The organism is Streptomyces caeni, assembly GCF_042678285.1.
Taxonomy (GTDB): Bacteria; Actinomycetota; Actinomycetes; order Streptomycetales; family Streptomycetaceae; genus Streptomyces; species Streptomyces caeni.
The window spans coordinates 25,254-36,053 of sequence record NZ_JBHUDX010000006.1 but is presented as its reverse complement, the minus strand read 5'-3'; the positions used below and the strand labels follow the sequence as shown (position 1 = coordinate 36,053).

The following is a 10,800-nucleotide window of genomic DNA, read 5'->3' as shown; positions in this document are numbered from 1 at the left end:
GTCGTGGGCCGGCTGGGGCGGCAGCGGCGGGCGCCCGCCGCCGCGGCTGCCGGCGGGGGACGGCCTGACCGCCGGGCGCCCGCCGCGGCGCGCCTCGATCAGGCCGACGGCCTTCTCCGGCAGCCACGCGGAGGCCGTGCCGCTGTCGTCGGATCCGGAGCCGAAGAGGTGGGGCGCGAGCTGGGCCTGAAGATCGGCCGGGTTCGGGCGGGCGGGGGCCTCCATCTGCATGCACGACTCGATGAGCGGGCGCAGCTCGTCCGGCAGTCCGGACAGGTCCGGGCCCTCGCGCAGCAGCATGAAGACGGTCTCGACGGGGTTGGCGCCGTGGAAGGGAGGGTGCCCGGTGGCCGCGAAGACGAGCATCGAGCCGAGCGAGAAGACATCGCTCGCCCCGGTCACGCTGCGGGAGTCCTTGGCCTGTTCGGGGGACATGTAGGCGGGCGTGCCGACCGCGACGTTCGTCATCGTCAGACGTGTGTTCGACACGCCGGAGGCGATACCGAAGTCGATCACCCGGGGGCCGTCCTCGACGACGAGGACGTTCGAGGGCTTCAGGTCCCGGTGCACGAGGCCCGCCCCGTGGATGGACTGCAGCGCCTCGGCGACCCCGGCAGCCAGCCAGCGCACCGCCGGGGCCGGCAGCGGCCCGCACTCGGTCACTATCTCCTCGAGGGAGGGCGCGGGCACGTACGCGGTGGCGAGCCACGGCACGGCGGCGCGCGGGTCGGCGTCGACCACGGCCGCCGTGTAGAAGCCGGAGACGGCTCGCGCGGCCTCGACCTCACGCGTGAAACGCACCCGGAACAGCTGGTCCTCGGCGAGTTCCGTGCGCACCGTCTTGATCGCCACGCGCCGGCCCGACGCCGAGCGGGCGAGATAGACCAGCCCCATGCCGCCGGCACCCAGCCGTCCCAGCACCTCGAACGGCCCGATCCGCCGCGGATCGTGCTGCGTCAGCTGATCCACCACTTGCCTGCCACCTCCCCGTACGGGTCACGTCATCCGCGTCGTGCACGCGACCCCGTGCAGCGTCTCACCACCGCACCGCCATGGCGGCACGCACCCCGATTCTTCCTGTCCGGGCCACTGGTTGCGAACCCGGGGGCGGAAGGGGGTGTCTCAGGACAAAACCATGCCGGAACGCCTCTCGGGAAGCGGGCGCCCGCATGATGGAACGCCCGGCACGACCCCGAAGTGCCTCGGCGCTGCCGCCGGCTACCGCTGGAGCAGCGCGAAGGACGCCCCCTGATCGTCCGTGACGACCGCCACCTGTCCGTACGATGCCTCGAACGGCGGTACCTGTACACGACCACCCAGCCGCTCGACCGCGCCGAGTGCCGCCGCGCCGTCCCGGACGGCGAAGTGGACGAGGAAGTGGGGCGGCATCTCGGCGGGGAAGACGTCCCCTACCGCCGCTCGCCCGAACTCGGGGACGGCGCCGGGGCCGAAGAGGGCGTCGTGGAAGAGGTTCGCGTAGAAGGCGTTCGCGGTGGCGGGGTCCCGTGCGTACAGCTGCGCCCAGGCGAAGGAGCCGGGTTCGCGCCGTGCGCCGAAGCCCGGGTGGGTGCCGCCCTGCCAGAGCCCGAAGACGGCGCCCTCGGGGTCGGCGGCCAGCGCCATGACACCCAGGGCGTCCACGGGGGTGGGCAGGGTGACGATCTGGCCGCCGGCCGCCCGGATGCGCCCGGCGAGCGCGGGGGCGTCGGGGGTGGCGAAGTACACCGTCCAGACGGTGGGCATCCGTCCGTCCCGCTTGGGCGCCAGCGCGGCCACGGGGCGGCCGTCGAGACGTGCCCACACCGAGGAGCCGTACGCCTCCTCGAAGGTCCACCCGAAGAGCTCACCGTAGAACCGCTTGCCCGCCTCGACGTCGGGCAACTGGGCGTCGGCCCAGCAGGGGACGCCCTCGGTGGCGCCCTCGGGGACGTCCCCGTCGCCCGCTTCCCCTCGCGACGGCTGCGACGCTTGCGGCAGCTGCGACGCTTGCGGCGGCTGTGACGACGATGACGGCGGCTGTGACGACGATGACGGCGGCTGTGACGACGATGGCGGGTTTTCGGCCATGTCGCCAAGCTAGTGGGCTTCCCGGTGCGCCGCGCGCGGGGATACTCCCTCCTCAGCGGCGCCGGGAGCCCTTGTCCGCCCCCGCACTCCCCATTTGCAGTCGGCCGAATCGCGCTCCGATCACCCCTCGGTAAGCTGACGGCATGACAGGACAAGTGCGTACCGTCGACGGCCGCGTGGCCGGTCGGCGCGGGCAGGCGACCAGGCAGAAGCTGCTCGACTGCCTCAGCGAGATGCTCAGCTCATCGCCCTACCGGGACGTCAAAGTCATCGACGTCGCCCGGAAGGCGGGGACGTCGCCGGCGACCTTCTACCAGTACTTCCCGGACGTGGAGGGTGCCGTCCTGGAGATCGCCGAGCAAATGGCCGCGGAGGGCGCCACGTTGACCGAGTTGCTCGAAGGGCGCTCGTGGGTCGGCAAGGCGGGCTGGCAGACGGCGCAGGAACTCGTGGACGGTTTCCTGGAGTTCTGGCGCAAGCACGACGCGATCCTGCGGGTCGTCGACCTGGGTGCCGCCGAGGGCGACAAACGCTTCTACAAGATCCGCATGAAGATCCTGAATTCCGTGAACAACTCCCTGGCGAACTCGATCGCCGACCTCCAGTCCAGGGGCCGGGTCGACAAGGACGTGAACGCGGCGGCCGTGGCGGGCTCGCTCGTGGCGATGCTCGCGTCCGTGTCCTCCCACCAGAAGGGCTTCCAGTCCTGGGGCGTCAAGCAGGCCGAACTCAAGCCCAATTTGGCGCTGTTGGTGCATCTGGGCGTGACCGGCAAGAAGCCGACGAAGTAGGACGGCGGCTCGGTCGCTCCAGGGCTCTCACGTTCTGTCATACGGGCGGTGGTTCACTCCGGTGGGCCACCGCCCGCTGCCCATGTCCGGGCGCCGGTGCATCATGCCGCGCCCAAAGCCCCCGGGCCCCGGGCCCCGGGCCCCGACCAGGCGCCATCACCGCCGCGCGAGCCGGAAGAGCCGGATCTCCCGTTCCACCCGGGCCTGGTACGTCGCATACGGCGGCCAGAAGTCCAATGCCGCCCGCCAGGCCGCTTCCCGCTCCGCCCCTTCCAGCAGATGGGCCCTGACGGGGATGTCCTGGCCCTTCCAGCTGATCGAGGCGTCGGGGTGGGCGAGGAGATTGGCGGTCCAGGCGGGGTTTCCGGCGCGCCCGAAGTTGGATCCGACGAGGAGCCAGGTGCCGCCCTCCTCCGGCATGCACGCCAGCGGCGTACGGCGCGGCAGTCCGCTTCTCGCACCGGTGGCCGTGAGTACGACGCCCGGCAGCATCCGGGCGCTGAGCAGGATCCTCCCGCGGGTCAGCCGGTGCACCGCGCGGTCCAGCGCGGGCACGACGTGCGGCGCGACCTTCGCGAAGGCGCGCGCGGAGGACACCTTCTGCACGATCCGCGCACCGAGGGCCGTCACACGGCCACCTCCCTCTGCTCGAAGAGCCCGGCCGCGCCGGCCGCGTGCGCCCTCAGCCGGTGTACCGGGCCGAACAGCAGCTCGTCGCCGGCCGAGCGCTTGAAATACAGATGCGCCTCGTGTTCCCAGGTGAAACCGATGCCCCCGTGGAGCTGGATCCCCTCGGCGGCCGCGGTGCGCAGCGCCTGAAGGGCCTGGGCGAGGGCGAGCCCGCCGACCGTTTCTCCCCGCGCGCTCGCCCAGGCCGCGTAGTACGCCGCCGAACGGGCCGCCTGCAACTGGACGTACACATCGGCCAGCCGGTGCTTGACGGCCTGGAAGGACCCGATCGCCCGCCCGAACTGCTTCCGCTGCCCGACGTACTCGACGGTCCGCTCCAGCGCCCGACCGGCGGCGCCCACGGCCTCGCAGGCGAGGACGGCGGCGGCGCGGTCCCCGGCGGCGGCGAGCGCCCCGGCCACATCGGCTCCGTCTTCGCCCAGCAACTCGGCTTTCACGTCGCGTAGTTGGATGCGGGCGCGGGGCCGGGTCTCGTCGAGGGCGGTCTGCCGGGTGCGTACTCCGCCCTCCCGCACGAGGAACAGCAGGGTCCGCGAGCGGGCGAAACCCCCGGCGTGGGCGGCGACGACGAGCAGGCCGGCGCTGTGCCCGTCGAGTACCTGGCCGGCCTCCCCGTACAGCCGCCAGGCGCCGTCCGCCTGCCGCGCCTGCACACCGCCGGCGCGTCCGCCGCCCGCCCAGTCGCCGCGGTTGCCGTCGACGAGGGCGAGCGCGGTGGCCAGGGCCGGGCCGGGGACGGCCAGGGCGGCGGTCAGCTCTCCGGAGGCGAGGCGGGGCAGCAGTTCGGCACGCTGGTCGCCGGTGCCGAGCGCGAGCAGCAGGGGCGCGGCCAGGACGGCCGTGGACAGCAGCGGGGAGGGGGCGAGGGCGCGTCCGACCTCCTCGCAGGCGAGGGCGAGTTCGGTGGTGGTGCAGCCGACGCCGCCGTACGCCTCCGGGAGCGCAAGCCCGGCCAGGCCGAGCTGCGCGGCGAGGGTGGTCCACAGGGCGGCGTCGTATCCGGCGCCGGTGCGCACGGCGGCCCGGACGTCGTCCGGTCCACAGCGCTTGGCCAGCGCCTCCCGCACCGTACGGCGGATCTCGTCCTGTTCGGCGGTGAAGCGGGCGTCCATGGGCGGGGTCCCTTCTGCATCTGACGATGCGTCATGTTAGGGCGCCGGCGCACGCGTGCACAGGTCCGTCGCGACGAAATCTGATGTACCGTCAGATACATGACTGCTGTGACCGGCCGGAAGGCCGCGATCGTGGGTGTGTCGCTGTCCGACTGCGGCCGGGTGGACGAGGCGACGCCGTACGCCCTGCACGCCCAGGCCGCCCGCCGTGCCCTGGCGGACGCGGGCCTGGACCGTTCGGTGATCGACGGCTTCGCGTCGGCGGGGCTCGGCACGCTCGCCCCCGCGGAGGTCGCCGAATACCTCGGGCTGCGGCCCGCCTGGGTGGACTCCACATCCGTCGGCGGCTCCACCTGGGAGGTCATGGCGGCCCACGCGGCGGACGCGATCGCCGCGGGCCACGCGCGGGCGGTGCTCCTGGTCTACGGCTCCACGGCCCGCGCGGACATCAGGGCGGGCCGGCGCACGGGCAACCTCTCCTTCGGCGCCCGCGGTCCCCTCCAGTTCGAGGTCCCCTACGGCCACACGCTGATCGCCAAGTACGCGATGGCGGCACGCCGCCACATGCACGAGTACGGCACGACGATCGAGCAGCTGGCCGAGGTGGCGGTGCAGGCGCGGGCGAACGCGGCGGCGAACCCCGAGGCCATGTTCCGCGACCCGATCACGGTGGACGAGGTGCTGTCCGGCCCGATGGTCGCGGACCCCTTCACCAAGCTGCACTGCTGCATACGGTCCGACGGCGGGGCGGCGGTGCTGCTGGTGGCGGAGGACGTCGCGCGGGACTGCCGCACGGCACCGGTGTGGGTGCTCGGGAGCGGGGAGCACGTCTCGCACACGGCGATGTCGCAGTGGCCGGACTTCACCGTCTCCCCGGCGGCGGTCAGCGGCCGCCTGGCCTTCGCGCGGGCCGGAGTGCGCCCCGAGGAAGTCGATCTCGCTGAGATCTACGACGCCTTCACCTACATGACGCTGGTGACGCTGGAGGACCTCGGCTTCTGCGGCAAGGGCGAGGGCGGGGCGTTCGTGGAGAAGGGGCGGCTGCTGGCGGCGGGCGGGCAGTTGCCGGTGAACACAGACGGGGGCGGCCTGTCCGCCCAGCATCCGGGAATGCGGGGGTTGTTCCTGCTGGTGGAGGCGGTGCGGCAGCTGCGCGGAGAGGCCGGCGAACGGCAGGTCCGCAAGGACGGCGGGCGGCTTCCGGAGCTGGCCGTGGCGTCGGGGACGGGCGGCTGGTTCTGCTCGTCGGGGACGGTGGTGCTGGGTCGGGGGTGACGGTGGTGCCGGGACGGGCCGAGGAGGCCCGGCACGGGGACCCGCAGCAGGCGGCCCCGCACAGGACCCGGCAGCCGGCGGCCCGGCACCCGGCGGCCCCGCACGTGATACTCGGGGCATGGCAACCGATCTCCACGACCTGCTCAGGTCCCTGCGGGTGTGGGACCCGGCGACGACCGAGCTTCCCCCCTTCGACCCGGCGGCTGCGCCCGCCGAGCCGCTCGCGCTGTTCACGGAGTGGTTCGCTCAGGCGGTGGCGGCGGGCCAGCCCGAGCCGCACACGATGTCGCTGGCGACCGCCGACGCGGACGGCACGCCGGACGTCCGCATCGTGATGCTGCACGGGGCGGACGCGGACGGCTGGGCGTTCGCCACGCACTCGGGCAGCCACAAGGGGCGGCAGCTCGCGGCGCGGCCGTATGCCGCCCTCGCGTTCTACTGGTCCGCCCAGGGCCGCCAGGTCCGGCTGCGCGGCCCGGTCACGGCCGCCCCGGTGCCGGAGGGGCAGGCGGATCTGCACGCCCGCTCCACCGGCGCGCTGGCCGCCGCGCTCACCGGCCGGCAGAGCGATCCGCTCGGCTCGGTGGAGGAGCTGGCGCGGGCCTCGGACGCGGCCTGGGAGCGGGCCCGGCGCGAGCCGGACGCCCCGGTCCCGTCCTGGACGCTCTACCGCCTCAGGCCGGAGCGGATGGAGTTCTTCCAGGGCGACGCGAAGCGCCGGCACGTACGGCTCGTCTACCGCCGCACGGAGGGGGCGTGGGCCAAGGAGCTGCTGTGGCCCTGAGCGTGGAAGCCGTGGACGCCGTGAAAGCCGTGGACGCCGTGGACGCCGGCGGCGGCGCGGCGGCCCCCTGCGCCACAAAAGTGCTGATCCTGTGTCAGGTCTCCTCGGCGGCATCCCCGAGCGCGTACACCGCGAAGTCCGCCACCGGGCGGTAGCCGAGCCGCTGGTAGAGGCCGTTGCTCGTGGGGTTGGAGAGGTCGGTGAAGAGCAGGACCTCCTTGGCGCCCGAGTCGGCTGCGGCCCGGCTGACCGCGGTGGTGACGGCGCCCGCATATCCGCGGCCGCGCAGCGGGGCGGGGGTGTAGACGGTGGCGACGCGGACCTGCCCGGCGACCTCGGGCGTGACACTCGCCAGGGCGACGGGCGCACCGTCCGGTGTCTCCCACAGCGTGATCCCGCCGTACGCGAGCCGGTCCTCGGCCCAGCGGTCTGCGTCCTGCCCGGCCCGCTCGCCGACATCCGCACAAAACGCGGCGTACCACCGAGCGACCAGCTCGCGGTCGTCAGGCGTGGCGACGCGAGCGCTCCCGGGCGGTGCGGGCTCGGGTGGGGTGAGGGTGCCGAGGCGGTAGAGCCGCTGCCGTACCTCGAGCCGGGCGGTGGCCCCGGTGCGGCGCTCCCAGGCGGCGGCGAACACGGCGGCCGTCTCCGCCGGACCGCCCGCCCCCGGGAGCGCGCGCCCGTCCTCTGCGAGCCGCGCGGCCAGTGCGTCGGCGTCGTCGGCGCCGAAGGCGGTCAGGTTGAGCTGGTGCGGGGGCGTCCGCAGGACCGTGGCCCGCACGTTGCCGCCCCCGTCCGTGAGCCGGCCGAAGTACGGCGTCCCCTCGCCGAACGCGCCCGGCGCTCGCGACCGCAGTCTCTCGGCGACGGTCAGCTGCACGGTGTGCCGCGCAGGCTCGGACCGCAGGAAAGCCCCGGCACACCCGAGGAACTCCTCCAGGTCCTCGGTGAACCGCCAGTCATACGCGTCATCGGCCATGCCACACCGTCTCGCGAATCACCGCACGGGTGCACGCCATTTAGGGCCGCCCCTGGTCAGAGAACCGCCGGCTCGGGGTCGCTCGCGATCCGGGCGTGCAGGTGCACGTCCCGGAACGCGTCCCGCCGCCCCGCCTCGAACATGGCGCCGCGCAGCGTGCCCTCGTAGGGGAAGCCGCACCGCTCCGCGACCCGGCAGGAGGCCTCGTGGCCGAGGGCGTGGCCCAGTTCCAGGCGGTTGAGGCCCAGGTCGGTCAGGGCCCAGCGGGCGGCGAGGGCGAGGGCGCGGGTGGCGACCCGCCGACCGCGCGCCTCGGGCAGCACCCAGTAGCCGACGCGGCCGACACGCAGGACATGGTCGATCTCGTTGACGCCGATGTGACCCAGCGTCGTACCGCTCTCGGCGTCCGTGATGCGGTACTGGGCGCAGCTCCCGTCCTCGGCGCTGCGCTCCCGGGAGCGCAGCGCGGCGCGGGCGCCGGCGAGGTCCGTGACGGTCTTCAGGGGCGTGTTCCAGCGCTGGAACTCCGGGTCGGACAGCCCGCGCAGCCATGTCGCCACGTCGCTGTCGGAATCGGCGTCCCAGCGGCGCAGCCGCAGGCCGTGACCGTGCAGTTCGGGGAAGGGACGGGCGGGGGACGTGTGACGTATGTCGGCCATCGTGCCATTCAACCAACCCGCACGCCACGATCACCGTCCGCACGGCCGGAACACGGGCAATCCCTGCCTGAAGACCACCTCCAGTTCCATGCCCACCCGCAGTTCGCCCGCCGCGCACTCCACGACCTCCGTCATCATCCGCGGCCCCTCCGCGAGATCGACCACGGCGGCGACGTACGGGGTGCGCTCCCCGAAGGGCGGCAGGTCGTTGCGGTGGACGACGGACCAGGTGTAGAGGGTCGCCCGGCCGCCGGCCCGCTCCCAGACGACGTCCTCGCTCCAGCAGTACGGGCAGAACTCCCGGGGGTAGTGGTGCACCCGCCCGCAGCTGCCGCAGCGGCGCACCAGCAGCCGCCCCTCCGCCGCCGCGTCCCAGTACGGCCGGGTGAAGGCATCGGCCTCGGGGAGGTCGAAGCGCGGCCCGGTCACCGGAACCAACCCAGCGCGGCGTCCAGGGACCATGTCTGCCACGACATCCCGAACAGTCCCACCGCCGAGACCAGCGCCATCATCGAGTTCTGTCCCTGCTCGGCCCAGTCGTGGATCATGAGGGTGAAGTAGAGGACGTTGAGGAGCAGGCCGCCGGCCAGCGCGACCGGTGTCAGGAAGCCGGCGATCAGGCCGAGTCCGAGGGCCAGTTCGGCGTACACCACGACATGGGCCATCGTCCGCGGCCGGGGCGCGACCACCGTGTCGAAGCCGCTGCGCACCGCCGCCCAGCGGTGCTTGGCGGCGATGTCGGCGGCCCACGCGATGCCGGTGCCCCGCTCGAACCACGCCTTCTTGTCCTTGTGGCGCCAGCTCTCCAGCCACCACAGCCCGAGCCCGACGCGGAGCACGGCGAGGCATTCCGCGCCGGTGAGCCAGATCGTGTCCATGAAGCGTCCGTCCTCCCACCGGGACCATTTTTTTCTGACGGTACGTCAGTTCAGCGCACCAGCCGGGCACGCGCAAGAGGATGAGAGCGGGCGGACCAGGGCGGACGGACGAAGGCTGACGGACACGGACGGGGCGAACGCGGGCAGGGGCGGGCCACTCGCTCCGCGCGCGGGCGCCGAACAGTTCCGTCCACCGGTCCACCACAACCGGTCCGCCTCCGCCACCGCCCGCACCCGCTTCCCCTACACCCGTGATCAATTCGCAACCGATTCCGGTCTTGACCGAGACCCATCAACGCCACCTGTGGTTACGCTCGCGCTCATGCCCGACTCGACTTCCGCTTCGTCGCGCCCCACGGTGCCGGCCCACGAGGACCGGCCCGTCTACGTCATCGGCGGCGGCCCCGGCGGGCTGGCCGCGGCGTACGCGCTGCGCGCCCGGGGCGTACGGGCCGTCGTACTGGAGAAGTCCGACGGCGTCGGAGCGTCCTGGCGGCGCCACTACGACCGGCTGCACCTGCACACCACGCGGCGGTTGTCGAGCCTGCCGGGACTGCCCATACCGCGGAGGTCCGGACGGTGGGTGTCGCGCGACGACGTGGTGCGATACCTGGAGAAGTACGCCGAGCACCACGAGCTGGAGATCGTCACAGGCGTCGAGGTCTCGCGTGTCGAACCCGCCCCGGACGGCACCGGCTGGCTGCTGCACGCAACCGGCGGCCGCCGGCTGACCGGGAGCGCGGTCGTCGTGGCCACCGGCCACAACCACACCCCGCGCGTGCCCGACTGGCCGGGCCGCGACGCCTACACCGGCGAGTTCCTGCACGCCCGCGAGTACCGCAGCGCCGGGCCGTACGCCGGGCGGGACGTCCTCGTCGTGGGCGCCGGCAACACGGGCGCCGAGATCGCCGTCGACCTGGCGGAGGGCGGGGCCTCGCGTGTGCGGCTGTCGGTGCGCACGGCACCCCACATCGTGCGCCGGTCCACCGCGGGGTGGGCGGCGCAGTTCTCCGGAATCCTCATACGACGGCTGCCGGTGCGGCTCGTCGACCGGCTGGCCCGCCCGGTGGCGCGGATCGGCGTACCGGACCTGTCGGCGCACGGACTGCCCCGGCCCGGCACCGGCCTCTACTCCCGGGTGACCGAGGGGGCGATTCCCGTGCAAGACGTCGGGTTCGTCGACGCGGTGCGCGGGGGACGAATCGAGATCGTGGCGGCCGTCGAGGGCTTCGACGGCGGCAAGGTGGTCCTCGCCGACGGGAACCGGATCGAGCCGGAGGCCGTGATCGCCGCGACCGGGTACGTCCGCGCCCTGGAGGGCCTCGTGGGCCACCTCGGGGTCCTCGACGCCCACGGCAGACCCGTCGTCCACGGTGCCCGCTGCCCGCACACGGCCCCCGACCTGTACTTCACCGGCTTCACCAACCCGATCAGCGGCATGCTCCGCGAACTGGCCATCGACGCCGAGAAGATCGCCAAGGCGGTGGCGCACCGCGCGCAACGCCCGGAACGGCGGCCCCTCCCGGCCCACTGAGGCGGACCGGGCCGAGCAGGCCCGTCCGGGG

12 protein-coding genes are annotated in these 10,800 nt (G+C 73.6%); 4 read left to right on the top strand and 8 right to left on the bottom strand.

Going from position 1 to position 10,800, the window contains the following annotated elements; translation table 11 throughout:
• Positions 1 to 972: serine/threonine-protein kinase (locus ACFSL4_RS03040; RefSeq protein ID WP_381078053.1), on the bottom strand; the 972-nt coding region annotated here is incomplete at its 3' end.
• Positions 973 to 1,218: 246 nt separating this feature from the next.
• Positions 1,219 to 1,977: an AfsK-binding protein KbpA gene (gene kbpA, locus ACFSL4_RS03035; protein ID WP_465269748.1), complete on the bottom strand. Its 759-nt coding sequence runs from the start codon at positions 1,975 to 1,977 to the stop codon at positions 1,219 to 1,221.
• A 233-nt stretch (positions 1,978 to 2,210) separates the two neighbouring features.
• Here kbpA and ACFSL4_RS03030 point away from each other — a divergent pair, with 233 nt between their 5' ends.
• On the top strand, positions 2,211 to 2,858 hold the full coding sequence (locus ACFSL4_RS03030) for a TetR family transcriptional regulator (protein ID WP_381078049.1): 648 nt from the start codon (positions 2,211 to 2,213) through the stop codon (positions 2,856 to 2,858).
• 156 nt (positions 2,859 to 3,014) lie between these two features.
• Here ACFSL4_RS03030 and ACFSL4_RS03025 read toward each other — a convergent pair whose 3' ends face one another.
• Both ACFSL4_RS03025 and ACFSL4_RS03020 read right to left on the bottom strand, forming a co-directional pair.
• A complete protein-coding gene (locus tag ACFSL4_RS03025) occupies positions 3,015 to 3,488 on the bottom strand; it encodes a nitroreductase family deazaflavin-dependent oxidoreductase (protein WP_381078047.1) in 474 nt (157 codons plus the stop codon).
• Positions 3,485 to 4,660 (bottom strand): acyl-CoA dehydrogenase family protein, encoded by a 1,176-nt coding sequence (locus ACFSL4_RS03020; RefSeq protein WP_381078045.1) that lies wholly within the window; start codon positions 4,658 to 4,660, stop codon positions 3,485 to 3,487. Before ACFSL4_RS03020 ends, ACFSL4_RS03025 begins: the two co-directional genes overlap by 4 nt.
• A gap of 99 nt (positions 4,661 to 4,759) precedes the next feature.
• Here ACFSL4_RS03020 and ACFSL4_RS03015 point away from each other — a divergent pair, with 99 nt between their 5' ends.
• On the top strand, positions 4,760 to 5,935 hold the full coding sequence (locus tag ACFSL4_RS03015; protein ID WP_381078043.1) for a thiolase C-terminal domain-containing protein: 1,176 nt from the start codon (positions 4,760 to 4,762) through the stop codon (positions 5,933 to 5,935).
• A gap of 118 nt (positions 5,936 to 6,053) precedes the next feature.
• Entirely contained in the window at positions 6,054 to 6,719 is a 666-nt protein-coding gene (locus ACFSL4_RS03010) for a pyridoxine/pyridoxamine 5'-phosphate oxidase (protein ID WP_381078041.1), read from the top strand.
• Positions 6,720 to 6,813: 94 nt separating this feature from the next.
• Here ACFSL4_RS03010 and ACFSL4_RS03005 read toward each other — a convergent pair whose 3' ends face one another.
• Genes ACFSL4_RS03005 through ACFSL4_RS02990 form a run of 4 tightly spaced genes read right to left on the bottom strand, consistent with a single transcriptional unit; the run spans position 6,814 to position 9,235 of the window.
• Positions 6,814 to 7,698, bottom strand: coding sequence for a GNAT family N-acetyltransferase (locus ACFSL4_RS03005; protein ID WP_381078038.1), 885 nt, complete (start codon positions 7,696 to 7,698; stop codon positions 6,814 to 6,816).
• A gap of 56 nt (positions 7,699 to 7,754) precedes the next feature.
• Positions 7,755 to 8,357: a GNAT family N-acetyltransferase gene (locus ACFSL4_RS03000; RefSeq protein WP_381078037.1), complete on the bottom strand. Its 603-nt coding sequence runs from the start codon at positions 8,355 to 8,357 to the stop codon at positions 7,755 to 7,757.
• A 30-nt stretch (positions 8,358 to 8,387) separates the two neighbouring features.
• Positions 8,388 to 8,819 (bottom strand): Zn-ribbon domain-containing OB-fold protein, encoded by a 432-nt coding sequence (locus tag ACFSL4_RS02995; protein WP_381078034.1) that lies wholly within the window; start codon positions 8,817 to 8,819, stop codon positions 8,388 to 8,390.
• Positions 8,783 to 9,235, bottom strand: coding sequence for a DoxX family protein (locus ACFSL4_RS02990; RefSeq protein WP_381078033.1), 453 nt, complete (start codon positions 9,233 to 9,235; stop codon positions 8,783 to 8,785). Before ACFSL4_RS02990 ends, ACFSL4_RS02995 begins: the two co-directional genes overlap by 37 nt.
• Before the next feature lie 322 nt (positions 9,236 to 9,557).
• On the opposite strand from ACFSL4_RS02990, the gene ACFSL4_RS02985 reads away from it, so the two are divergent.
• Positions 9,558 to 10,769: a flavin-containing monooxygenase gene (locus ACFSL4_RS02985; RefSeq protein ID WP_381078032.1), complete on the top strand. Its 1,212-nt coding sequence runs from the start codon at positions 9,558 to 9,560 to the stop codon at positions 10,767 to 10,769.
• Positions 10,770 to 10,800: the final 31 nt, after the last annotated feature.

What these genes read in the sequence shown, in the direction of transcription:
- ACFSL4_RS03030 (WP_381078049.1), top strand. Translation starts at nt 2,211, where the DNA reads ATGACAGGACAAGTGCGTACCGTCGACGGCCGCGTGGCCGGTCGGCGC.
- ACFSL4_RS03020 (WP_381078045.1), bottom strand. Translation starts at nt 4,660, where the DNA reads ATGGACGCCCGCTTCACCGCCGAACAGGACGAGATCCGCCGTACGGTG.
- ACFSL4_RS03015 (WP_381078043.1), top strand. Translation starts at nt 4,760, where the DNA reads ATGACTGCTGTGACCGGCCGGAAGGCCGCGATCGTGGGTGTGTCGCTG.
- ACFSL4_RS03010 (WP_381078041.1), top strand. Translation starts at nt 6,054, where the DNA reads ATGGCAACCGATCTCCACGACCTGCTCAGGTCCCTGCGGGTGTGGGAC.
- ACFSL4_RS03005 (WP_381078038.1), bottom strand. Translation starts at nt 7,698, where the DNA reads ATGGCCGATGACGCGTATGACTGGCGGTTCACCGAGGACCTGGAGGAG.
- ACFSL4_RS03000 (WP_381078037.1), bottom strand. Translation starts at nt 8,357, where the DNA reads ATGGCCGACATACGTCACACGTCCCCCGCCCGTCCCTTCCCCGAACTG.
- ACFSL4_RS02995 (WP_381078034.1), bottom strand. Translation starts at nt 8,819, where the DNA reads ATGGTCCCTGGACGCCGCGCTGGGTTGGTTCCGGTGACCGGGCCGCGC.
- ACFSL4_RS02990 (WP_381078033.1), bottom strand. Translation starts at nt 9,235, where the DNA reads ATGGACACGATCTGGCTCACCGGCGCGGAATGCCTCGCCGTGCTCCGC.
- ACFSL4_RS02985 (WP_381078032.1), top strand. Translation starts at nt 9,558, where the DNA reads ATGCCCGACTCGACTTCCGCTTCGTCGCGCCCCACGGTGCCGGCCCAC.